Genomic DNA, 22,861 nt, shown 5'->3' on the forward strand with positions numbered 1-22,861 from the left:
GCCATCCGCACCTACGTGACGCTGCGGCGGGCGAGGGCCTCGACCAGCTGCGCACGGGACGGGCCCGTCCGGATGGAGGACTCCGCGTCGGCCGAGATCAATGAGAACCGGACCCGCAGGTCCCGGGCCAGCGTCACCGGGGTGACAGGAGTGACAGGAGTGACCGGGGAGGCGTCCTGCCGGGCGATCGTCTCGTCCGGGGCCGCGGTGGAGGGAGAGGGATTCCCCGAAGCGCCTCCGTCTCGCGCCCGGAGTCGTTCCTCCCAGTCGGTGATCCGACGGTGGAGCGGTGACAGCAGGTCCTCCGTGAGACGGTCGAAGCGCACCACGGTGTCCTCGACACCGACCTGGCGCAACGCGTCCCTCAGCAGGACGGTGTGCAGCAGTCCCATGGACGGCCCCAGACCGAGCAGGGGATTGACCGCCGCCCATGCATTGCCGACGCTCACCGTTCCGGTTGCCACCGGTCGCCCGCCGAGAACGAACCGCCGGTAGCTGCTCTCCACCCGCGGGGTGACCCATACACCGGGCGAAGGCTTCCCGGTGAGGGGAGGGAGCAGCGGCTCGTAGAGCCTTGCAGCCCGGCTCCACGCGGACGGTCCGGCGAGCGGGTAGAGCTGGAGGTCTTCGTCGCTGATGCCCAAGGTCATCGAGCAGGTCCCCCCGCCCGCCGACACCGACGCCACAGTGACGCCGTCGAAGTGGCGCAGGGACCGTCGTGCGGGGCCTGGGCACGTCTCGGGCGAGTCGAAGCGCCGTGTGTAGAGGCGCATACCGCTGTCCTGGCGCTCTTCCAGAGGCCGGGGAGCGCCGATCTCGCTCAGTTGTCTGACCATATTCGAGCCTCGGCCTGTCGCGTCGACGATCAGATCAGCGAGCACGGCCTCACCTCCGTCCGTCAGGACGCCCTGGATGTGCGGCCTGCCGGGCAGACGCTCCTTGCCCGTCAGGAGGGAGGCGACACCGACTCCGCGGTCGACCCTGATGCCGTCGGTCCGGGACATCTCGTCCTCCAGAACGCGGGCGATGAGCATGCGGTGCACGACAGGAGTCGACTCGTTGTGGTCAACGGCGTTCAGTGAGGCCAGGGTTCGCGCCACGGCGGGGAGCTCGCCCGACATCATGCGCATGGCCTCGGCGAGCACTACAAGAGGCCCCTCCCCCACCGCCCACAGCCGGTACGACACGCCCTCGCCAGGCCCGCGGACATCCGGCCCCGGCGTAGGGGAAAGGACGGGACGCGGATCGAGAACCGTCACTCGATGTCCCTCTGCCGCGAGCAGCAGGGCGACCACTGCGCCCACAGGACCTGCACCGCACACCACAACATGCATCCCACAGCCCCTCTCCGTACTCAAGGGGATGAGCATGTCGGCATCCGCTGCTCACTTCACAGACCGGTTTCCTGCTCACCTTGCCTCTCGGCACGTCCGACAGGACCGGCGAGCGGGATCACCAGCGTCCCGCCACCGCGGTGCAGCGGGCATCGCAGTCATCTCCGTGGTGGCAGGGTCAGGCAGGCGGGCCCGCTTCGCCGGTGCTCGACAGGTCGGTGCCCTGGAGCTCGTGATGCCACAGCAGATCGCTCATTCTGTCGACGCCCGATGTGAGGTGTCGGCGATAGGTGCTGAACGGCAGTCCGAGACGCTCCGCGGCTGCCTCCTGCGTGGGGGCTCCTCTGAAATACGTTGCGGCCACCGCCCGATGACGCTTCTCGCCACTGCGCTCGTCCAACAGGGCCTCGGCCGAGGCGGCGAGAACCTCGGACAGACTGAGTCGGCCATCGACGACCAGTCTGCTGCGGTTGAGTGGATTGCCGGCGAGCACCGCCGGTTTGCGCAACGTGCGCAGCGCTTCCCGGACCGCCGCGTCGAACTCGGGCCGTGACAGCACCACCAGGCCGCCGCGCGCGGATGACGGCGAAGGGGGCATGGGCGCGCCCGAGAGCATCGCTGTGCTCTTCTCCTGCAACCAGGCATCGGCCGGTTGCGCGCGCCAGTCGTGGCCGAACAGTGCATAGCGGTGGTCGCCGACCGCGGGCCGTTCGTCGGCGGGCAGCAGGTTGAGGTCCCGTAGGTAGTCGTTCCAGGACCCGTTGTCCCGCATCACCGCGTACGACCAGGTGAGCCCGTCGGCGCGGATGTACTCCGATGTGGCGCGCCATTGCATGAAAGTCATCGGTGCGGAAGGGAGTTGGTACTCGTCGGGGTACACCGAGAAGCGGGCCAGAGCCAGGTGCTCGCCCGGCCTGAGCGGCCCGTTCGTCCGCGCGTGCCGCCAGGCCGCAGCGACCACCGGATCGACGTCCAGGCCTTCCGGCTCCCCGATGCGCAGCCAGGCGGAGAACGCGAGGACCTCACCTGTTTGGGTCGACCGGTACACGCGGAACGCCTCGGGCCGACGGTCCAGCCAGAAGGCGGCAACTGCCGCGGATTCCTCGCCCTCGGCCCTGCCCACCAGCTCCAGGACGCGGTCGCGATGGCCCGGGCGGTACGACTGGTCCTGGAACAGGCCGGCGTCACGCCAGTCGTTGAACTCCGACATGTGGCCGTCACCGCGGTAGAGGTAGGTCAGCGCTCCGGTGGCCTGGAGCACCCGGGACTCGGGTACGGAGCGGACCTGTGAGAGGAAGTAACGGCGCATCTGTCCGTGCATCGCGGCGAATCCGTCCGGGTCGCGCCACCGCAGGTCCGCCTCCAGTGACTCCCGGACGGCGTCGTGCGGGAAGAGCCCGGCGGCCGAGGTCTCGATGTACGGCTGGACGCGCAGCCAGGAGAACAACTCCGGCGCGCGGTCGCCCATGAGAGCGCGGAGCAGGGACTCGGACGTGACGTAGGCGTGGGCACAGATCTCGAGCGCCTGGCGGTGCAGAGGGCTCGGCGTGTCGCCGATCAGCAGGGGCAGGAGCAGGGCGACGGCGTCCTGGTCGGGGCGCCAACCGGCGGTGGACGTCTCGTCCTTGACCGCGAGGGCGGCCGCCAGCGCGAGCGCGAGCGGGTTGCCCCCGGTGAACGACAGGAGTGTCGTGTGGACGCGGGACGACACGCCGCGCGTGGTGAGGAACGCGGTGGCGTCCGAGGGCGCGAGGTTACGCAGGGAAGAGACGTGCAGCAGGCCGATCCACCCCGGATCGGCCGTCCAGCGAGGGTCGAGGGCATTGCGCCCCGCCACCACGACGAGTGCGCCGGCGGGCAGTCGCGGCAGGAAGCGTTCCCACAGCCAGCCCTCGAGTCCCTGGCACTTCTCGAAGGTGTCCACGAGCAGTACCACTCCCGGGGTTCTCACCTCCGGCCCGGCTGCCGCGGCGAAGCCCTCCGGCGTCGGGTCGACGGTCCGGCCGTCCACCTCGACGACCGTCCGGCCCGCCCGGTGTGCCTCCCTGGCGAAACGGCGCAGCAACATCGACTTGCCGATACCGCCCGGCCCGTGCAGGTAGTGGATCGGGCAGGCGCGTGCGTCGCCCGCCAACGCCGCCTTGAAAAGGGCGAGTTCTACCTGGCGCCCGACGAAAGCGCGATCGCGGCCGATGGTCAGGCTGTCGTCTATGACGCCTTCGTTCCCGCTCATCGATTCAATGGCCCTCTCTCCCGAGTGTGAATTGCGACCAGGGCGCGAAGTGCCCTCATGGCGCCGGACCTGGCTCCGGGGCGACTCGGCCAACGGTACGGGGCGGCGGCCCTCCCTCGGCGCCGCCCCCGCGCGGGAGGGCGGCGCCGAGGCGTTCGCCGATCTGGTGGCGCTACTTCCCGACGAAGGCGAGGAGGGCGGTGTTGACGTCGTCGGCGTGGGTCCAGAGGAGGCCGTGGGGGGCTCCTTCGATGACGACGTAGTCGGCATCGGGGAGCGCGGCATGGAAGGGCTCGGCGGTGGCTTCTATGGGGAGGATGCGGTCTTCGGTGCCGTGCAGGATGAGGGCGGGGACGTCGATCTTGGGGATGTCGGCACGGAAGTCGGTGGTCCAGGTGGGGACGGCGGCACGTGAGGCATAGGAGGAGGCGGCGGCAGCGGTGGCCCAGTTGGCGCGCACGACGTCCTCGCTGATGCGGGTGCCGAGGTTCTGGTCGAGATTGTAGAAGGCTTGGTAGAAGTCGGTGAAGTAGGCGTAGCGGTCGTGGGTGACGGCGCTGAGGATGCCTTCGAAAACCGTTGCGTCGACGCCGGTGGGGTTGTCGTCGGTCTTGAGGAGGTAGGGCTCGAGTCCGGCGAGGAAGGCCGCCTTGGCGACGCGGGCCGAGCCGTAGGTACCGAGGTAGCGTCCGACTTCACCGGTGCCCATGGAGAATCCGACCAGGACGGTGTCGGTGAGGTCCAGGGTTTCCATCAGGGTGTGGAGGTCTGCGGCGAAGGTGTCGTAGTCGTAGCCGGTGGTGGGCTGACTGGACTGCCCGAAGCCGCGGCGGTCGTAGGTGATGACGCGGTGGCCGGCGTCGAGGAGGGCGGGGAGCTGCTTCTCCCAGGAGTGGCCGTCCAGCGGGTATCCGTGGATGAGGACGACGGGCTGTCCGGTGCCGTGGTCCTCGTAGTAGAGGTCGATGGTGGTGCTGTTTTCCTGGCCGACGGTGATGAAGGGCATGCGGTTCTCCTGACTCGGTGCGTGGATTGGCCGGATTGCCGAGGAGCAGGCAGGGGGAACGTGTCCCCTCCTGCCACCTACGGGTGCGCGGGTTCAGCGGGAGGTCGAGGCAGCCGCCTGCTGGATGATGCGGGTGACTGCGTCGGGGCGCGATACGGGGACGGCGTGGGAGGCCTTGACTTCGACGGTGTGCGCGTTCGCGCGTTCGGACATGAACCGCTGTGCGGCGGGCGGGATGTTGAGGTCCTCGGTGGCGATCAGCGACCAAGAGGGAATGGTCTTCCAGGCTGCCTTCGTGGCCTTCTCAGCGAGCGCCGCATCGGCGATGGGGCGCTGCGTCGTGGCCATCAGGGCAGCCTGGCCACGCGGGACGTCGGCGGCGAACTGTCGGCGGAACATTTCCGGCTTGATGGAGATGTCGTTGCCGGTCACACCGCCCGGGAGGCTGTAGGGCACGGCTTCGACGACATCACCGAGAGTGCTGCCGGGAAACTTGTTCGACAGGCCGAGAGAGCTTTCGTCGGTGTCGGGGAGGAAGGCGGCTATGTAGACCAGCGCCTTGACCTTGTCCTCGTGGCCGACGGCGGCGCTGCTGATCACCGTGCCGCCGTAGGAGTGCCCGACCAGGACGAGCGGGCCGTCGATGCTGTTCATGACGCTGCGCAGGTAGGCGGCGTCGTGCTCGGGTCCGCGCAGGGGATTGGCTGCGGCGACCACGGGGTAGCCGGACTTCTTCAGCCGTTCGGCAACGCTGTTCCAGCTGGAGGAATCGGCGAACGCGCCGTGCTCGAGCACGATCGTCGGCTTCGGCCTCGGCGTGGAGACGGCGGAGTTCGTACCCGACGCACCGGCCGTACCGGCTATCGAGAAGGCGAGGGAGGCTCCGACGACGCCGACTGCGGTCAGGTAGCCGAAGCGCTTGAGAGGGGATCCGGAGATGGACTGGTGGGGCACGTCTGCGTTCCTTTGCCGGAGGGATGTGGACCGGGGTGCGCGTGGCACCGGTGGCATCGCTTGCTACGCGGAAAGCCGGGTCTCGGTTCAAACCCCCGGAATGAAAGACCGACCGGCGTGTTTCCCGGAGGTCAGGCCCTGCGCAGTTCGCCGGCGCGTGTGCTCATCCGCAGGAAGAGCAGGGACACGAGGGTGATGCCCATGGTCGCCGTGATCGCTGTCCCGGCGAGCATCAGCACGGCACAGGCAGACGATGGTTCACCTCGACCGCGGTGCGGGTCGGAGGTGACACGCCGAATCCGTGCAGGTTGCCGTACGAGCCGGTGGGCGTCGGCGTCGGTGAGGTCGCCGGGGCGCAGGAGGATGCGATACGTCGCGGGCGCCACGCCCCGGTCGCTGACCGTCTCGACGTCCGGGCTTCTTCGCCGCGCTCCGCCGCCCGGGCGGGCACGATGCCGATCTGCTCCGCGGCGTAGGCCCGCCACTGCGCCGCGTTGTCGCCGTTGGGGTCTCCGAGAAGGGCGTCACGGACGTGGGCACGGGCCCGTGGAAGATCCCCTCCAGGAGCTGCTCGGCCCAGCTCCCCAGGTCCGCCGACGCGTGGCCCTGGTCCTTTGGCGGAGGGTCCGGACGGAGCTGCTCGACGGCGACGTCCGACAGCGGTTCCTGCAGGTCGCTCCAGCGGCGGTAGAGGGTGAACGGAGTGACGCCGGCCCGGAGCGGATCGGCTGCCGCGCCCTGCCGGGCCGGTCCCGTGTGGGGTCAGTCCCGGTCAGCCACCATTTCGCGAGCGGCCCGCACGGCCCGCTCGGGGTCGGGAGCCGGCACTCCCTCCAGTTCGTACGGCCGCACCGCGTCGAGCAACGGCAGAAGGGCCAACAGCTCGTCCCGCTCGGCACGGCACGACGGGCACCGGTCCAGGTGCTCGGCCACACACTCGTGCTGCGGCCCGTCGAGACCGCCGAGCATCTGAGGGGCAAAGACGGTACGGGCGCGTTCGCATTCCAAAGGACTCTCCGAGATTTTCGATCCAGCCGTCGTCCTGGCCGGTACGTCGGTTGTCCGCGGTGACGCGACGCCGGAGTCCGTCCCACCCTACGGGCTGCCGTGCGGCAACGGAATCGTTGCGGTACGCCGCCTCGACTCGATCGGTGGTGACCTTCGTGGGCGGGAGGGCGGGAGTCGTTCCCAGAGCCCCGGCGCGGGCGGGGCGACGGGGCTACCCCGGCGGCGTTCCCGCGCGCAGGCGGCCGGTCAGCGCGTGCAGGGCAGGAATGAGGGCGTCGTACTGCTCCGGTGGGTAACGCCGGGCCTGCTGAGCCGATTCCACGACGCGGCTTGCCCGATCGCGCACGGCGCGGCCCGACTCCGTACTGGACACCTGCACCTGGCGTCCGTCGCTGGCACTGCGGTGTCGGTCGACCAGTTCTGCGCCCTCCAGGCGCTTCAGAAGGGGGGACAGCGTGCCGGAGTCCAGGCCGAGTTCCCCGCCCAGGTCCTTGACGGTGACCTGCCCGCGCGACCAGAGCACCTGCATCACCAGGAACTGGGGATAGGTGAGTCCGAGCTCGGCCAGGAACGGGCGGTAGTGCCCGGCCCATGCCCGTGCCGCCACGTACAGGGCGAAGGAGAGATCGTCCCGGAGCGATACGCCGCACTCGTCGGTCAATGCCGGCGACCTGGGCTGTGTCATGGGTGCTCCCTCTCATTGCCGACGGCCTGCACGGTCGCAGGCCTCAGCGTTCCTACGGCACGGAACAGCCGTCGGTTCAGTACCCCGTTCCCCGGCCAAGCCCACACCAGGTACACGGCCCAGGGCCCTGGCCCGTACCTCCGCCCGCTGAGCCGATCCGGTTCAGCGCTACCGCGGCATGGGGGTATCCGTGCCGGTACGCGTGACGGCGGCAGGTCGCCCCTGCGAGCCCGTGAACCGGCCTGTTTCGGAGTCTCGGTCAGCGTGTGAGGTCTGGTGAACCTGTTCCGCGATACCGCCGTTGTCACGGGTGAACCACTCCTACACGGGCCTCGGTTGCCTCCCGACAAGAAGGAATGTTCATGACGGCAGTCTTCGTGCACGGCGTACCCGAGACCGGTGATCTGTGGGACCGGCTGCGGGCCCGCCTGAGCACCGCCTCGGTCGCCCTGCGGCTTCCCGGATTCGGTGCGCCCCTCCCGGACGGATTCGGCTCGTCCATGGACGAGTACGTGGAGTGGGTGGAGGCGGAACTGCACGACCTCAATGGCCCGATCGACCTCGTGGGACACGACTGGGGAAGCCTCCTGGTGGCACGGATTGCCGTCAGGTCCCGGGTCCCTCCGCGCAGTTGGTCCGTGGATGTCGCCGGCATCCTTCACCCTGCCTACGTATGGCATGACATCGCGCGGCTCTGGCAGACACCGGAATCGGGGGAGGCGTGGGCGACCACCACCCTGGAGCACACCGATCCCGCGAGCCCTCTCAGCGCCTGCGGCCAACTGCGGGACGCAGGCGCTCCCGAGGACGACGCCCGGGTAATGGGCGAGAGCTTCGACGTGACCATGGCCTCGTCCGTCCTGGCTCTGTACCGCTCCGCTACCCCCAACCCGTTCGCACACTGGGGGACGGGGCTGATGTCACCGACCAGCGCCCCGGGCCTGGTTCTCCACCCGACGCTCGACCCGTTCGACGGTCCTGCCTCACCGGTGGTGGCCGCCACTCTTGGCGCGCGCTTCGAGCCCCTCGAAGGCCTGGGCCACTGGTGGATGCTCCAGGACCCCGCCGGCGCGGCCGGCGTCCTGGAGAAGTTCTGGGCAGATCTGGGCGCATGACCGGACAAGCACTGCCCGACCTTGCAGGAGCGAGCATCTCACCAGTCCTGGTAAGGACCCTGGACGCCTGGGAGGGCGGGTTATGACGATCGGCGGGGACCGGCTCCCGTACCGGGCCGGCGACCGCACGCTGATACTCAACGGGAACCCGCTCGCCGAACCGTACCTGCCACCCGAGACCCCGCCCTCGGCAGCGGCCTTCGACATCCTGGTCCCCGAGGGCCAGGTCGTGGCCCTGAGCGACAACCGGGTCGAGCCGCACGAGCGCGACTTCCCGGAAGGCGGGCCCGGCGCGTTCGACGCCGCGGACATCCGGGGCAGGGCCGGCCCCAAGCCCAACTGGCTCCTGGTGGTGGCCGGGGCGATCGCGCTGGGCGCGCCACTCACCCTCATAAGCGGCCGCCTGGGCCTGTCGGCACTGTTCGCCAGACGCCGCGCACGCCCCGCACCGGCCCAGCCCGCATTCATAGCCTTCAAACTGGACTAGGTTCTGTCTCTTTGGTCAGCGTCGTGCCCAGACGAGGATGGCGGCGAGGTGGAGTGCTGCCTGGTAGGCGATGGCGAGTTGGTCGCATCGTGTGGCCAGGCCGCGCCACTGCTTGAGGCGGTTGATGCAGCGTTCGACGCTGTTCCGCTGCTTGTAGATCTCGGCGTCGAAGCCGGGCGGGCAGCCGCCTCGGCGTCCTCGCCGCAGGCGGTGGCCGATCTGGTCGGACGGCTGCGGGATGACCGCGCGGATCCCGCGTCGTCGCAGGTGGGACCGGATGGCACGGGAGGAGTGGGCCCGGTCCGCGAGCACGGCCAGCGGCCGGGTTCGGGGCCTGCCGGGCCCGCTTCGTGGCACGCGGATGCGGGCCATGACCGCTTCGAAGGCGGGTGCGTCGCCGGCGTGGCCCGCGGTGACGGTCAGGCCAGGGGCCGTGCACGGTCGTCGGCGGCCAGCTGGACCTTGGTGCTCAGGCCGCCGCGTGAGCGTCCGAGGACGTGGTCGGCGGGCTCGCTGCGGCCTTCGGCCCCTTTTTGCGTGCTCCGGCGGAATGCTGGTGGGCCCGGACGACGGTGGAGTCGACCGAGACGGTCCAGCCGATGTCGTCACCGCGTCCGCGGCCGCCGGCACGGCGGTCAGGATGTTCTGCCAGGTTCCGTCGACGGCCCATCTGATCAGCAGTTTTCGGGCGGTCTGGAACGGGCCGAGCTCGTCGGACAGGCCCCTACCAGGGCGAGTTGGTGCGGTACTTCCACGCGATGGCCTCGAGCGTTCGGCCGTGATCAGCCCACCGCCGTCCACGGACCGGATTGGCTGGCATCAGCGGCTCGATCCCGCCCCACATCGAATCAGTGATCACTAATCGGGCAGACACATCCGATCAACTGACCAACCCAGCAAAGAGACACGCGCTAGCCAGGAGACCCCAGCCGGCTGCTCCCTCGGGGCAGTCGGACCCTGGTCAGATCGTGACCGGGCCGTGGGCGGTGGCGAACTCGACCGAGACCAGGCCCGGTTCCTCATCCTCAACCCAGGTGACGTCGATCTGGTCGAGGGGGTGGTCGGCCGGTTCGCCGAGGAATTCGGCGATGGAGGCGGCGTCGCCGGCGATGGAGACCCCGCTGATGGCGGTGGAGGTGCGCGGGTCGGCGCTCGGGCGCTCCTCAATGGGGACCAACCACTGCAGGAAGTAGGGCAGTTGCGGGCCCTCCAGCAGTTCCAGCAGGCCGATCTGCTTCCACCTCAGGTCAAACCCGTCGGGGCGGACACGGTGGCCCTCGGCCGAGGTGCGGCCGAGGCGGGCCTCGACCGGGGCGATGTCATCGACGGAGACCACCCAACCGAGCCAGCCGCCGCCCTCGGCGGCGCGGCGCGCGACCGCCTGGCCGAAGGGTGCGCGGTCGGCGGCGGGGTGGTCGAGTGTGGTGACGACCTCGACGTAGGTGCCGCCGCTCAGCGGGAGAATGAAATTGCGGGTGCCGAATCGCGGGTGCACGCCCCCGTCGACGAACCCGGCGCCGAGGGCCGATCCGATCCACTGGACGGTCGAGACGAAGCTGTCGCGGGCCACCGCATAGGACACGTGATCAATTCGCACTGCGCCATCATCACCCGACAACCCACACAAATCCCGACGCCACGCCCGGCGCCCCGGCCGCGTCCGCCGTGGATTCAGCCGGGGAGCGGATCGATCGCCAACTGCGAAGCTAGCTTCGCAGTCTGACGGGGTGTACGCTTCCGTGTATCGAAGCTCAAGAACGACGGGGCTTCGTGAGTGGTCACGGGCTGGGAGAAGGGCGCTGTTTCCCGTCCACGGCCATCGGCAAGGCCATCCGACTCATCAGATACCGCACCACCCCGCGTGGTTTGGACGCCCGGCAGGGCGGTGCGGCTCGACCATCCCCGCGCCATGCGCGGGAACGGAAAGGACAACCCATGCGGATTGTCGATACCCATAATGCCTGGTCCTTACCGCCTCGGACCAAGAGCAGTGTCCTGCCGCTCGTTGTGATCATCGTGGTCTGCGTCTTCGGCTCCGCGATTACCGGACACGCGGCCGCTGCGCTGGCCGTAGTGGTTACGGTTTTGCTGACCGTTGCGACGGAGGAGCTGGTACGGGCCGCGATGCGGCACCGGCTGCGCGTCGCCTGACCATGTGACGTGTGTGGGGCGCCGTGCTCGGTACCGCGCCCCACCACGCACCACCCGTAACACGGAACCACAGGAGCGAGGGAAAGGAGGTGAGGTGTCGTGCCGCAAGGCAACACACCCAAGGCCCATGGTGTCCGGATTCTGCTGGGCGACCTCTGCGAGGTGACGGCCGGCCCGTCCGGGTCGCTGCTGGACCGCCTGCACGACGGCCCCGACGGCGTGCCCGTGATCTCACCACCGGACCTCGCCGGAGGCCACAGGGTGGACAGCCGCAAAGTGCGACGGGTGCCGCAGAGCGACGCAGATAGGCTGGAGCGGTTCGCCGTGCGGGAGGGCGACGTGCTCGTCGTACGGCAAGGGGCACTCGGGAGGCTGGCGCTCATCGAGCAGGCTCAGTCCGGATGGCTCTACGGATCGTCCTGCCTGCGCCTGAGGCCCTTGCCCGGTAGCATCCTGCCCGCCTTCCTGTCGGCCTACCTGTCGCATCCGCCGGTGCAGAGGGCCATGCTGGGCCAGGCCCTCCCCGGTACCGTGCCCGCGCTCAACTCGGCGTTGCTCAGAGAGCTGCCGGTCACCGTGCCGCCCATGGACCGGCAGTACGCCGTCGTCGAGGCCCTCGCAGACGTCGCCGAGCAAATCAGGATCCAGCGGCAGATGGCCGAGCGGCTGGAGGCCCTGCGGCCGGCCATCTTCACGGAACTGCTCCAAGGGACGAGGGACACATGGTGCTGATGACCGTCGGGCGACTGACGGAGGAACTCTTCAGGGCAGCCGACATCCTGCGCGGTCGCATGGACGCGTCGGAGTACCGCGACGTCCTTTTCGGAATGCTGCTGCTCAAACGTGCTTCTGACCAGCCCGGCATCCTGACCGTGCCCGACGAGTCGCGCTGGCGGCACATCGTCGATTCCGAGGCCAAGGCGCCAGAGGTGCTCAACAAAGCGCTGTCGGCGCTGAGGCAGAACAACCCGGACAGACTCGACGGAGTCTTGGGAGTCCTCGACTTCAACAGGGGGCTGGGGCACGCGCGGCTCAAGGCGCTGATCGATCACTTCGACCGTATTCCTCTGGGTGACGACGATCTGGAGTTCAGCGATGTGGTCGGCCGGGCCTACGACCGCACGCTGGGCTGGCTCGCCGACGCAGCAGGCAAGAAGGGGGGCGAGTTCTATACGCCCCGCTCCGTGGTGCAGCTGATGGTGGAACTGGTGCGTCCGGAACCGGGGCAGTCGGTCTACGACCCCTTCGCTGGCTCCGGCGGCATGCTCCTCCAGGCCAAGGAGTACGTCGCCGAGTACGGCCGGAACGCCGTCGGTCTCGGCCTCTTCGGGCAGGAACTGAACGTCGAAACGTGCTCCACCGCCCGGCTGAACCTATTGCTGCACAACGTGACGGACGGCTCGGTGCTCTGTGGTGACACCCTGGCCGATCCGCTCCACCTGCACGGTGACGGCCGGCTCAGACGCTTCGACCGGGTGCTGACCAACGCTCCGTTCTCGATGAACTACACGGAGAAGGAGATCAAGCACCCGGAACGGATGCGATACGGCTGGACTCCCGCACAGGGGAAGAAGGCTGATCTGATGAACGTCCAGCACGTCCTCGCCGTGCTGCGTCCGGACGGGACCGGAGCCGTCGTAACCCCACACGGTGTGCTGTTTCGGGGAGGCTCGGAAACGGAGATCCGCCGGGGCATCGTCGAAGACGACCGGCTCGAAGCAGTGATCGGTATCGGGCCGAACGTTTTCCACGGCACATCCCTCCCTGCCTGCATCCTCGTGCTGCGTGGTAGTGACGGAACGCCGGTGGGAGAACGCGGCACCGTGCTGTTCATCAATGCCGAGCGCGAAGTGGTCACTGGCAGGTCGCTGAACCGCTTGGAGCCGGAGAACGTCGAGAAGATCGTGAGTGCCTTCCGGGAGAGGGCCGATATCGACGGCTTCTCCCGCGTGGTCACGCTGCAGGAGATCGCGGAGAACGATTTCAACCTCAACATCCCTCGCTACGTAGACGCCGGTCCGCCGGAAGAGCCGTTGCTGGACGTCCGCGCGGCGTTGTTCGGCGGCGTCCCCAGACACGAGGTGCAGGCAGAGGAGCCGAGGTTCCACGCCTTCGGCATCGACCCCGCGGACCTCTTCCAGCCAAGGGATCTCGACTATTTCAGCTTCCCGGCCGAAGGCTGCGAAGCGACGGCCGCTCGCATCCCGGATCTCGCGACCACCCAGGAGCGCGGACTCATCGACCAGTGCTGCTTGTGGTGGGAGGGCGCGGAAGCGCAGATCGCCGAACTCGCGAGCACGAAACAGCTGTTCATGTCACGCTCCCGCCTCATGGCTTCCTTCCGTGAGGCGCTCCTGCCATTGGGGATCCTGGACCGATACCAGTTGACCGGTGTCTTCGCGGCATGGTGGTCCGACCGGCAGGACGACTTCAGAAGCCTGGAACACCGCGGCTTCCCCGGAGTGATCGACCGATGGGCGGCGGCAGACGGCGAGCTCTCCTGGCACAGCGGCCCGGCGCGTGAACGAGTACTCGAGGTCCTCGGTGACGATCTCTGCTCACGCGTCACGGGACGCGCAGCTGCGCAGCGGCAGGGGTTGGTCGCGCTCTATCGTTCGTGGGGCAACCGGTACGAGACCTCGTTCGCGGACCTGGAGCAGCAGAGTCAGGCAGCGGCAGAACGGCTCAGATCCCGCCTCCGGGGGCTCGGCTACCGCTGACAGCCCATGCAGGCGCCGGGCCCATCGAGGTCGCCGGAGCGGACCGTGCCCGCACCGGCCAGCGGGCCGGTGGGCCGGTGCCCCGGCCCACCCGCCGTCCCCCGTTGTCGTGTCTCGGGTGTCAGCCCGACAGGCGGGCGATGTGTGAGCCCAGTTTTTCCGGCGTGGGGTGCGCGAAGAGACTCATGTCCTGCCGTAGCCCCCAGTCCTGTCGGCGCTGGTAGCCCTCGCGTCAGGCAAGCACTCACCGACCCTGACTGCTCACGACAGTCGAGGTCCACAGGAGTTCCACCACGCCCCTGGCGCCTTCCCGCCCCGGGCCCGCGTCGGCCGAACCGCTTTGTGTCCCTGAGCGTTCCGGCGCCGCAGGCCCCGCTGATCGGGACTCGGCCCGCTGACGGTCCGGTAGATTCGGCGACAGGGCTGATCTTCAGGGGAGCGGCAGAATGCCGCGCGTGCGACACGGGGGCAGTGGGTGCGGAACAGACACGCGCAGGACCGTCGACGGCAGGCCCTGCTGGAGTGCTGGCGCGCGATCGAGCTGTTCAGCCCGCCGACCATCCCGGCGCTACCCCGCCGACGCCCCGCCGCCCGCTCCGGGCCAAGGGACGAGCACGTAATCGACCTGACGCCGGAGCCGGGCCGGGTACCACCGCTCCTGCCGTGGGCTCCGGACCATCCGGAGACCGGAGCACGGCGAGCGCCATACGGTCGGATGTGGCGGCACGAGGTCTACTGCGGGGTCTTCGACCTGGAGCTGCTCCGCCAGGCGATGATCGCGGTACTGCCCGCGGGGACCGATCCCGATCCCGGTGTGCCGCAGTCCGAGCTGGTGTTGTCGGGCCAGAGCGCCATGTTCGCCCTGGTCCTGGACGACGAGGGCAGACCCGTCGAGGACACGTCCGTGATTTCCGCGTGCGGCTGGGCGGCCGGCCGCCTCTTCGATCCGGGCCCGTCCGCACCGGGGTGGCTGGACGGATTCGAGGAGCTCGACGACGCGTTCGGCGGGGCGATCGACGAGCTCACGGCCACCGCGATCCCATACGGCCCCACCGCCCCGGCCTCCGGAACGGCGTACGAGCGGTGGCCCGGCTCCAGGGGCGAGCTGGGAACGCCGGACGGGGCCGGCGGCGGAAGCTGGCAGCGGCTGCTCGCCGAGATCCTGGGCGGCGCTGCCGTCGGCGCGGTCGGGGCCCTGTTCGGCGAGGTTGCCGGCGCCGCGCTGCAAGGCGCGGCGGACCCCCTGGTTCGCCGTGCCGCGGACTGGGTCGCGGCCCGCCGCCCCGCCGAGGAGCAGGTGCAGTCCGGATGGCCGGACGGCACCGGGGGCGCTCCGGAAGGGGCGTCGGCCGACGCTCCGGGTACGTCGGCGGAGGCGGAGTACGGGGCCGGCGCTGGTCCCCGTGCTCTCGGGTTCGCCGATCTGGTCGCCCTGACCGCGCAGATCGCCGACCTGTGCGGGGTTCAGGACCACCTGCGGCCGCAGGTGGTCCGGGTGCGTAGCAGGCTGGTCCACCGGCCGCGGGTCCCGCAGGCGAAGGTCGCCGCCACAGCGCCGTTCCTGAACAGTCTGCTCCCGCCCGATCTGGCCCGGGTCTCGACGGCCGTCGGCAAGGGGATCGGCCCGGCGCTGGAGGCGTACCTGACCGAGCTCGACGCCGTCGACGTGGGGGCGCGGACGGACGTGCGCCGGGAGCGCGGGGTCGTCCTGGAAGGGGTGGCTCCGGACCTGTTTCCGGCCGGCCGCTGGCCCGCACCGGCTCGGTTCCCGCTCGCGCTGAGCCAGCAGTTCGCGGTCGACCGCATGCTCGCCGACCGAGCGGGAACCGAGGGCGGGATGTTCTCCGTGAACGGCCCGCCGGGCACGGGCAAGACCACGATGCTGCGCGACCTGGTCGCCGCCCTGGTCGTCGAGCGGGCGGCGGTGCTCGCCACGTTCGACCGGCCCGCGCAGGCGTTCACCGGTCCGGCGTGGCGGGGCAAAGACCGCCAGGGCAGGCACGCCCGCTTCGTGTCGCGGCTCGACCCGCGGCTGACCGGGTTCGAGATCGTGGTCACCTCATCCAACAACGGCGCCGTGGAGAACATCACCGCCGAGCTGCCCGGCATCGGTGCGCTCGGCGAGCACTGGCAAGCAGGCACCGACCACTTCTCCGACCTCGCCTCCGCGCTCCTCGGCGGGCCGGCCTGGGGTCTGGTCGCGGCGGTGCTCGGCAACAAGGCCAACCGCAAGGAGTTCGGGGACCGGTTCTGGTGGGGCCGGCTGCCGGAGAAGGAGACCGACGCCCGCAAGGCCGCGGAACTGCCGCCGCTACGCGGCATGCGGGAGGTCCTGAGCGACTGGATCCCGCCCAAGCCACAGCCCGGTGGCCGCAGTCCCGTCACCCCGGCGGACCAGGCTGCGGCGGCCGGGCCCGCCCTGCCCGTGCCGTCGTGGACCGACGCCGTCGCCGCGTTCCGTACCGCCCAGGCCGAGGTCGAGCGGATGCGCTCCGTGCGCGCCCGGCTGGCCGGGGCGCTGGCGGCCGTGGAGTCCCCGTCGGCCGGGCAGCGGATCGCGGACCTGGAAGCCGCCGTGTCCCGGGCCGACCAGCAGGTAGCCGCCGCCACGGCGGTCCTGGACCGGGCCGCCGCCACCACTGCCGACGCCCGGACCGCCACCGCGGCGGCCGAGGCCGGACACCGGGCGGCCTCCGAGCACGTACCGCGGGCCCGCCAGGAGCTGGCCACCGCCCGCGCGGACCTGTCGGCCGCCCGTGAACTGGCCCTGTACCACCGCGAGTACGTGACGGCCCTCACCGCCCGCCACGACACGCCCCCGGCCGTCGAGCGGGGCCTGCGCGGCGGGCTGCGCCGCCTGCTGCAGAGCACGGCCGACCGGCAGGCCGCCGAACGGCAGCAGGAGCACACTCAGGCCGAGATCGCGTACCTGCTCATCCAACAGCGCGCCGCGCTCGAGGACTCCCTGGAGCAGGTCGCCGCAGCCGTGCGCACCGAATCCCTGGCCGCCAGCCGGCACGCCCGGTCCGGCAGCGCCGTCGACGAGGCAGCCACCGGCCTCGCCGCCGCCCTTGCCTACGAACGGGCCGTGTGCGCGCGGGAGTCCGCGGCAGCCACCTCCCTCCGGCAGGCCCGACAGACCGCCGATTCGTCCCGCCGCGACCTGCGGGGCACCATGGCCGAACTCGACGGCCGCCACCGCGAACTGCGGGAGGCGGCCCGGACGCTGCCGTCCCTGCCGCTCGGCTGGGCTCACCTCGACGAAGCCGACCAGGAACTCGGCTCGCCCTGGTCCGACGAGGCGTGGTCCACCGCGCGCAGCGACCTGTTCCTGCGCGCCCTCGACCTGCACCGCGCCTTCGTCGCCGGGGCCGCGAAGAAGGTCCGCGGCAACCTCCAGGTCCTCATGGAGCTGATGGCCGGGACCAACGGGCCCCTCCCCGACGAGGAGGTCGCGCACGCCTGGCAGACCCTTTTCCTCCTGGTGCCCGTCGTCTCGACCACCTTCTCCTCCGTCGGGAGCATGTTCGCCCGCCTCGGCCGTGAGTCCATAGGCTGGGTCCTCGTCGACGAGGCCGGGCAGGCCACCCCGCAAGCCGCCGCCGGCGCGCTGTGGCGCGCCCGACGTGCCGTTCTGGTCGGCGATCCGCTCCAGCTCGAACCCGTCGTCACCATGCCCACGACCCTGCAGCGCCGACTGCTGCGCGCCTACGGCGTCGGCGAGCAGTGGCTGCCGTCGGCCACCTCGGCCCAGGCCGTCGCCGACCGGACCAACCGCTACGGCACCTACCTGCCGGCCCCGGACGCCGGCGACGAGCACGTCTGGGTGGGCTCGCCGCTGCGCGTGCACCGCCGTTGCGAAGAGCCGATGTTTACGGTCAGTAACGAGGTCGCGTACAGCGGCCTCATGGTTCACGGCACCGAACACAAGGCGTTCCCCGATGCGGAACGGGACGGCCTGTTACCCAGCCGCTGGCTCAACACCGACGACCCGACCCGCCCGTCCGATGCGCCGTGGGGCGAACGCGACCGCCGCGCCTTCGAGTTCGTCCTCGACCACTTGCACCGGCACGGCGTCGCCGTCGAGCACGTGCGCGTCATCGCCCCCTTCCGGGCCCTCGTCGCCGAATGCCAGAAGGTCTGCCGCGGCCGTGACGGCTGGACGTCCGAACTGATCGAGGAGCGCTGCGCCACCGTCCACCGTGCCCAGGGCAAGGAAGCCGACGTCGTCGTCCTCGTGCTCGGCGGCGGTAGGCCCGGCGCCCGCGAGTGGGCGGCCCGCACTCCGCACCTGCTCAACGTCGCCGCGAGCCGCGCCAAACGCCGCCTCTACGTCATCGGCGAGCGCAGCCTGTGGGCCCAGCTCCCGCACTTCCACGTCCTCGCCTCCGAGGTGACTGAGTTCCACCACCTCCGCGACCGCGCCACCTGGCCGCCGGACACCGAGTAACCGCCGACGAAACGGCAGAGCGGAGGGCTATGCGCCCGTCACCCAGTATCAGCATGGCCGGGTGTCCCTCACCCCCGCCCCCGCGGCGCCACGCAGGTACGGTCGGTGAAGAACCAGGCACCCTTGGCGCATGTGGCGCATGTGGCGCATGTGGCGCCCAGAACCCCGCCCTTCTCCCGGAGCCACGGATAGCGGCCTTGCAACTCCGCAAAGTTGTCGTTCGTCACGACCATCGCACCAGAGTCGATGGTGTCCCGCTGAGTGGTGTAACTGATCTTGGCTGGTAAGTGCGCCGTCGTGGTGCTCCCGCGTGCATCGGCTGCTGGTGAATGCTCCCTGAGAACGGGGCAGGCCACCGTGCAAATGTCCTTGGTTAACGGGCAGTTCAACCCAAGGAGCCACGGTGGCCTTATCCCAGCATGACCTACTTCGCCTGCTCGAGTCACTACGTTCAGCAGACGGTCTTGAACTCGTTCGTGAAGTCGCCGAGCGTCTGCTGCAAGGAACGCATCGAGACCGTGGCCGCAGCGAGGATCGGCGCCGAGTGGGGCGAACACACCGAGGCCCGCACCGCCTATCGCAACGGGCACCGGGAGAAGACCCTCACCACACAAGCTGGCGACCTGGAACTCGCGATCCCCAAACTGCGGGCCGGCAGCTCCTTCCCCAGCCTGCTCGAGCGCCGGCGCCGGATCGACCAGGCCCTTTATGCCGTGATCATGGAAGCCTTCGTCCACGGCGTGTCCACCCGCTCCGTCGACGACCTGGTCAAAGCCCTCGGCTCGGACACCGGCATATCCAAAAGCGAGGTCTCCAGGATCTGCGCCAGCCTCGACGAACAACTCGACGCGTTCCGCACGCGGCCTCTCGATCACATTGGGTTCCCCTACCTGTTCCTCGACGCGACCTACGTCAAGGCCCGCGTCGAGCACCGGATCGTCTCCCAGGCCGTGGTCATCGCGACCGGAGTCACCGAAGACGGAGGCCGCGAGGTTCTCGGTGTCATGATCGGCGCTGCCTGACAACCTGCCGCGTCCACTTCGTCCGCAACGTGTTCTCCGTGATCCCCAAGGGCTCCGCGGAGATGGTCGCCGCGACCATCCGCACCCTCTTCGCCCAGCCCACCGCCGAAGCCGTCCGGACCCACCTCGACACCGTCGCGGACATGCTTGGCGGGCAGTTCCCCAAGGTCAAGGCCATGCTCCTCGAGGCGAAGGAGGACCTGACCGCTTTCGCGGACTTCCCCCACCAGCACTGGAAGAAGATCCAGTCGACCAACCCGCTCGAGCGTTTGAACCGGGAGATCAAACGACGCTCCGACGTCGTCCAGGTCTTCCCGAACACCGCCGCCGTCAGCCGCCTGGCCACCGCCGTCCTCACCGAACTCCACGACGAGTGGATCGCTTTCCCCCGCCGCTACCTCTCCATCGAAAGCATGGACAGCCTCTATCCAGATACCGGAACCCGCCTGCCCGACACCACCGAAAGATCAGTTACACCACCACAGGGGACATGACCCAGATCGAAGCCTCGACGGTCGCCGAACCCTACGCCGCACTCGTCGCGGCCGCGCGCTCGGAGGCCGGCGTCCACATGAGTGAGGCGTGGCAGCAGCTCCCGATCGACACCGACAGCGGCATGAACCTCGGCGCGGCCTACCCGCGTGACCGGTCGAATGCCGCACGCAACCTCTGTATCCAAGCCATGCGGCGAAACCTCTGACGGTTACGTTCCGTACAACCCGTCACGCCGAGCCCGAGGGCCCCTTCCCCCGCTCCTTCGCGACCGCCGGAAGCCGTGACACGAGCTGACGAACCATCACCAAAGTCAGCATTGGTCTTGGCAAAGCTGACCCCAGCTGGTCACACATGGGAAACGGCGGGACGCCGACGAGGGCCTCCGGGAGACCTCGCCGCCCTCTCCGGCGGAACGATCTCCGCCGGACCTTCGGCCTCTCGTTGGCTGATCTCGACCGATCGGCCTGATCCGGAAACACGCAGGTCAGCGCATCCGTCCACGCGCCTTCAGCGGCACCGGCGGGAGCTCGGGAGCGGGGATCGAGGGGCCGTCGTAGCCCTTCACTTCGCCGTAGCGGGTGCCTTCCATCCAGTCCTTGCGGGCTTGTGCGATCTCCTCGTTGCTCCGTCCGATCCAGTTCCAGAACAACGCGATGCTCAGGGGCATCTGACCAGGTCAGACGGGTCTCGGATAGCTGCCGGTCAGCAAACCGTCAGCATTGTGATCCGAGGAGTCGCGCGGACGTGGCAGCCACGACAACCGCCCACGGCATGGGCACCATTTTCAAGGACTGCGGGCACGCGTCCTCCTACTGGCCGAAGTGCCCCCACGGGGGGGCGGTCCACAGGGGATGAGCTCGGATCAGCCGCCCCAGTGCGCTGGCCTTGCCGCGGGGCGTCATGAGTGAGAAGACCGCGTCCTTGTACAGGCCCTCGGCTCCGGGACTGAGACCTTCGAGGCTCCGGCGCTGTTCGGCTGACAGTGCGCGCCACAGTTCATCCGGCCTGACCAGAGCCTGCTCCAGCTGCGCATGGCGCTCGCGGGCTGCCCCCAGCCGGGCCCGCAGCCCCCGCTTGGCGACCACCTCGGCCGTCAGCCGGGATTGGCGCCGTTGTTCTGCGCCGGGGTCGTTCTCGGCGGACGCGGCGAGCTGGGTGAAGAGTTCGGACACCACGCTCGCCCAGAGATCGGTCTCGGCGTAGTGCCAGGCATTGAACCGGACCTGTCGCACCGCGTGGCGCCCCCGCAGGTTCGCGGCCTGCACTGTGTTCTCCACCTGCTTGTTCAGCAAGTCCAGGAAGTGGCCCTCACCCTCGCCCCAGTCGCCGAACAAACCGACCGCCAACGGCGGTCTTGCGCTCGGCGCGGTGATCAGCTCGGCCACGGCGAGCGCGTCCCCCGTACGGGCGAGGGCGTCAGCCGAATTGGTAACGTCCGAACCGTACGCCGGCACTCGGGGTGCAGGCCGGTCCTCGATGACCTCCCACAGGTGTACGGTGCCCGCCCCGCCCCCCGTGGCCAGCACCGGGTGGCCTTCCACCTCGGCCCAGGCGCCCCAGCGCGCGCCGCCGCGCCCGGCCAGCGGCTCCCCGAGCATCTCACCCCGTTCCGGATCCCAAAGCCGTACGCTCCCGTCACCGGCGCCCACGGCCAGTACGGCCGTGCCACCGATCCTGGCCCAAGCGCCCCACAAGGCCCCACCTTCATGACCGGTCAGCGGCTCGGAGAAGGGTTCGCCCCGTTCCATGTCCCACAGCCGCACCGCGTCGCTGCGGTCCCCGGTGGCCAGGAGGGGCCGGTCGCCCACCTGCCCCCAGGAGCCCCAGCGCACCCCACCCTCATGGCCGGATGGGTATCTTTCGTCAGCACTCCCGAAGGGGCCCCAAGTCCGTACCGAGCCATCGGTCCCGCCAGTGGCGAGGACAGGCCGGCCGTCGGCCTCCCCCCAGACACCCCACCGCACTTCGGAACCGGACTCAGGTGACTCCTGACCTTGGAACAGCTGCTGTGACACATGACTGCCGTCGCTGTTCGCGGTGAGAGACCAGAGGAGTGCACCGCCGCCGTTGGCTCCGGTGATCAGTATCTGTTGCAGGGGGTTCGGTCCCCATGCACCCCAGGCGCGGGCACCGGTGCCGCGGAGCATCAGACGGGGTTTCGGCGCGGCGCTCGTGGCGCCTGAGGACATTGCCGGGTCCGTGGCGGCTTCCAGGTCCCACAGGTGAAGGTTCGTGCCAGCGTCGATGACGGCGAGGGAGGACAGGTGGCTGGCCAGCTGGACCCAGCCTCCCCACACGGAAGCACGGCCGTCCTGCAGCACCGGCTCCCTCGGCTCGGGCCCGCCCGCCGTCCACAGCCACACCGCGCCGTCTCGGCCGCCGGTGGCGAGAGCCGGAGTGCTGCCGAAGCGCCCCCAGGCACCCCAGGTCACAGAGTCTGCATGTCGTGCGGGTGCGCCGCCCCCAAGGGGCCGGTACGGCTCGCCCGCCGCCCCATCCCACAGCAGCACCCGCCCGTCCGCACCGCCGGTCGCGAGCACCGCCCGGCCGTCGACCCGCTCCCACGCCCCCAGTTCACCGGCCCCTGATGTCCCTCCAGCGGCCTCTTGTACGGGATTCCCCAGAGCAACCGCCTAGGCGATTCGCCAGTCATGCCCCGGAATGTCCCGTGTACTGGCTCCTGGTCCTTGCACCTGACACCGCGTGGGGCGAGCAGTTGGGCGCTTCTCGGGGTGTCTAGCCAGCATCGCGTCCGGGTGTGGGGTCGAGCTCACGAGCGCGTCGACTACCTTTGGTGACCGCGCTGCCGACTCGCAGGCGCCCATGGCGGCGCCACTCCAGCGGCCGCCTCCCCTTCGGATCCGCAGCTTCCGTTTCCGGTGCTGGTTCGGTGCTGACCCTCACCCTCCGATGACGAGGAAACCGCAGGTCCTAGCCCTGATCGGATGAGTTGTCGTACCACTCGATGGTGGTGGCGATCAGGCTCGCGCTGATGATTCGCGCGATGCCCGACTGGGCCGGCGCAGCCGATGCGGGGGAAACCATGTGCACCACTTCCAGGTGGTCGCGGGGGACGTTCTGTGTTGGCAGAACGTAGAAGTCCGCTGGTCAGCGGCATATGTGGCCGACCATCACAATCAGGCAACCCCTCATGTGCTGGGCGACCACACCGCCGGAGGCGAAGCCTCCCAGCGCCCTTGG

At 69.8% G+C, this 22,861-nt stretch carries 15 protein-coding genes and 3 pseudogenes; 8 read left to right on the top strand and 10 right to left on the bottom strand.

Annotation, left to right across the window (positions count from 1 at the left end):
• Nucleotides 1–11 precede the first annotated feature (11 nt).
• The 6 genes from ACFWTC_RS28720 to ACFWTC_RS28745 form a co-directional block, all read right to left on the bottom strand.
• Entirely contained in the window at nt 12–1,187 is a 1,176-nt protein-coding gene (locus ACFWTC_RS28720; RefSeq protein ID WP_383921490.1) for a hypothetical protein, read from the bottom strand.
• A 325-nt stretch (nt 1,188–1,512) separates the two neighbouring features.
• A complete protein-coding gene (locus ACFWTC_RS28725) occupies nt 1,513–3,567 on the bottom strand; it encodes an ATP-binding protein (RefSeq protein WP_384029800.1) in 2,055 nt (684 codons plus the stop codon).
• Nucleotides 3,568–3,739: 172 nt separating this feature from the next.
• Nucleotides 3,740–4,573, bottom strand: a complete 834-nt coding sequence (locus ACFWTC_RS28730; RefSeq protein ID WP_383921496.1) for an alpha/beta fold hydrolase — start codon at nt 4,571–4,573, stop codon at nt 3,740–3,742.
• A 93-nt stretch (nt 4,574–4,666) separates the two neighbouring features.
• A complete protein-coding gene (locus ACFWTC_RS28735) occupies nt 4,667–5,527 on the bottom strand; it encodes an alpha/beta fold hydrolase (RefSeq protein WP_383921499.1) in 861 nt (286 codons plus the stop codon).
• Nucleotides 5,528–6,289: 762 nt separating this feature from the next.
• Entirely contained in the window at nt 6,290–6,496 is a 207-nt protein-coding gene (locus ACFWTC_RS28740) for a hypothetical protein (protein WP_384029798.1), read from the bottom strand.
• Between the two features lie 250 nt (nt 6,497–6,746).
• Nucleotides 6,747–7,220 carry a MarR family winged helix-turn-helix transcriptional regulator gene (locus ACFWTC_RS28745; protein ID WP_383921505.1) on the bottom strand — a complete coding sequence of 158 codons (474 nt, stop codon included), beginning with the start codon at nt 7,218–7,220 and terminating at the stop codon, nt 6,747–6,749.
• Between the two features lie 362 nt (nt 7,221–7,582).
• Here ACFWTC_RS28745 and ACFWTC_RS28750 point away from each other — a divergent pair, with 362 nt between their 5' ends.
• Together ACFWTC_RS28750 and ACFWTC_RS28755 are read left to right on the top strand one after the other, a co-directional pair.
• Nucleotides 7,583–8,335, top strand: coding sequence for an alpha/beta fold hydrolase (locus ACFWTC_RS28750; protein WP_384029796.1), 753 nt, complete (start codon nt 7,583–7,585; stop codon nt 8,333–8,335).
• An 82-nt stretch (nt 8,336–8,417) separates the two neighbouring features.
• Nucleotides 8,418–8,822 (top strand): hypothetical protein, encoded by a 405-nt coding sequence (locus ACFWTC_RS28755; protein ID WP_384029794.1) that lies wholly within the window; start codon nt 8,418–8,420, stop codon nt 8,820–8,822.
• A 15-nt stretch (nt 8,823–8,837) separates the two neighbouring features.
• On the opposite strand, the pseudogene ACFWTC_RS28760 reads toward ACFWTC_RS28755, so the two are convergent.
• Nucleotides 8,838–9,696, bottom strand: a pseudogene (locus tag ACFWTC_RS28760) (IS5 family transposase).
• An 87-nt stretch (nt 9,697–9,783) separates the two neighbouring features.
• Nucleotides 9,784–10,419: a VOC family protein gene (locus ACFWTC_RS28765; protein ID WP_383921514.1), complete on the bottom strand. Its 636-nt coding sequence runs from the start codon at nt 10,417–10,419 to the stop codon at nt 9,784–9,786.
• Nucleotides 10,420–10,757: 338 nt separating this feature from the next.
• Here ACFWTC_RS28765 and ACFWTC_RS28770 point away from each other — a divergent pair, with 338 nt between their 5' ends.
• The 6 genes and pseudogenes from ACFWTC_RS28770 to ACFWTC_RS28795 all read left to right on the top strand — a co-directional run bounded on the left by ACFWTC_RS28770 (nt 10,758) and on the right by ACFWTC_RS28795 (nt 19,865).
• Nucleotides 10,758–10,973, top strand: a complete 216-nt coding sequence (locus ACFWTC_RS28770; RefSeq protein WP_383921517.1) for a hypothetical protein — start codon at nt 10,758–10,760, stop codon at nt 10,971–10,973.
• A 99-nt stretch (nt 10,974–11,072) separates the two neighbouring features.
• Complete coding sequence (locus tag ACFWTC_RS28775) at nt 11,073–11,705, top strand: restriction endonuclease subunit S (RefSeq protein WP_383921519.1); 633 nt, start codon at nt 11,073–11,075, stop codon at nt 11,703–11,705.
• Nucleotides 11,696–13,693 (top strand): N-6 DNA methylase, encoded by a 1,998-nt coding sequence (locus tag ACFWTC_RS28780; RefSeq protein ID WP_384029792.1) that lies wholly within the window; start codon nt 11,696–11,698, stop codon nt 13,691–13,693. Before ACFWTC_RS28775 ends, ACFWTC_RS28780 begins: the two co-directional genes overlap by 10 nt.
• Before the next feature lie 715 nt (nt 13,694–14,408).
• A complete protein-coding gene (locus tag ACFWTC_RS28785) occupies nt 14,409–18,143 on the top strand; it encodes an AAA domain-containing protein (protein WP_384029790.1) in 3,735 nt (1,244 codons plus the stop codon).
• 403 nt (nt 18,144–18,546) lie between these two features.
• Nucleotides 18,547–19,659: pseudogene (locus tag ACFWTC_RS28790) on the top strand (transposase).
• The gene (locus tag ACFWTC_RS28795) at nt 19,656–19,865 is read left to right on the top strand and encodes a hypothetical protein (protein WP_383921526.1); all 210 of its coding nucleotides are present in this window, start codon (nt 19,656–19,658) and stop codon (nt 19,863–19,865) included. Before ACFWTC_RS28790 ends, ACFWTC_RS28795 begins: the two are co-directional and overlap by 4 nt.
• A gap of 279 nt (nt 19,866–20,144) precedes the next feature.
• Here the strand turns inward: ACFWTC_RS28795 and ACFWTC_RS28800 are convergent.
• Together ACFWTC_RS28800 and ACFWTC_RS28805 are read right to left on the bottom strand one after the other, a co-directional pair.
• Nucleotides 20,145–20,315: pseudogene (locus ACFWTC_RS28800) on the bottom strand (pirin); the annotation flags it as partial.
• A 154-nt stretch (nt 20,316–20,469) separates the two neighbouring features.
• Nucleotides 20,470–21,981, bottom strand: coding sequence for a P-loop NTPase fold protein (locus ACFWTC_RS28805; RefSeq protein WP_384030081.1), 1,512 nt, complete (start codon nt 21,979–21,981; stop codon nt 20,470–20,472).
• Nucleotides 21,982–22,861: the final 880 nt, after the last annotated feature.

It is taken from the genome of Streptomyces sp. NPDC058619, assembly GCF_042717785.1.
In the GTDB taxonomy this organism is placed as follows: Bacteria; Actinomycetota; Actinomycetes; order Streptomycetales; family Streptomycetaceae; genus Streptomyces.

What these genes read in the sequence shown, in the direction of transcription:
- ACFWTC_RS28785 (WP_384029790.1), top strand. Translation starts at nt 14,409, where the DNA reads ATGTGGCGGCACGAGGTCTACTGCGGGGTCTTCGACCTGGAGCTGCTC.
- ACFWTC_RS28755 (WP_384029794.1), top strand. Translation starts at nt 8,418, where the DNA reads ATGACGATCGGCGGGGACCGGCTCCCGTACCGGGCCGGCGACCGCACG.
- ACFWTC_RS28730 (WP_383921496.1), bottom strand. Translation starts at nt 4,573, where the DNA reads ATGCCCTTCATCACCGTCGGCCAGGAAAACAGCACCACCATCGACCTC.
- ACFWTC_RS28780 (WP_384029792.1), top strand. Translation starts at nt 11,696, where the DNA reads ATGGTGCTGATGACCGTCGGGCGACTGACGGAGGAACTCTTCAGGGCA.
- ACFWTC_RS28750 (WP_384029796.1), top strand. Translation starts at nt 7,583, where the DNA reads ATGACGGCAGTCTTCGTGCACGGCGTACCCGAGACCGGTGATCTGTGG.
- ACFWTC_RS28740 (WP_384029798.1), bottom strand. Translation starts at nt 6,496, where the DNA reads ATGCTCGGCGGTCTCGACGGGCCGCAGCACGAGTGTGTGGCCGAGCAC.
- ACFWTC_RS28745 (WP_383921505.1), bottom strand. Translation starts at nt 7,220, where the DNA reads ATGACACAGCCCAGGTCGCCGGCATTGACCGACGAGTGCGGCGTATCG.
- ACFWTC_RS28770 (WP_383921517.1), top strand. Translation starts at nt 10,758, where the DNA reads ATGCGGATTGTCGATACCCATAATGCCTGGTCCTTACCGCCTCGGACC.
- ACFWTC_RS28795 (WP_383921526.1), top strand. Translation starts at nt 19,656, where the DNA reads ATGACCCAGATCGAAGCCTCGACGGTCGCCGAACCCTACGCCGCACTC.
- ACFWTC_RS28725 (WP_384029800.1), bottom strand. Translation starts at nt 3,567, where the DNA reads ATGAGCGGGAACGAAGGCGTCATAGACGACAGCCTGACCATCGGCCGC.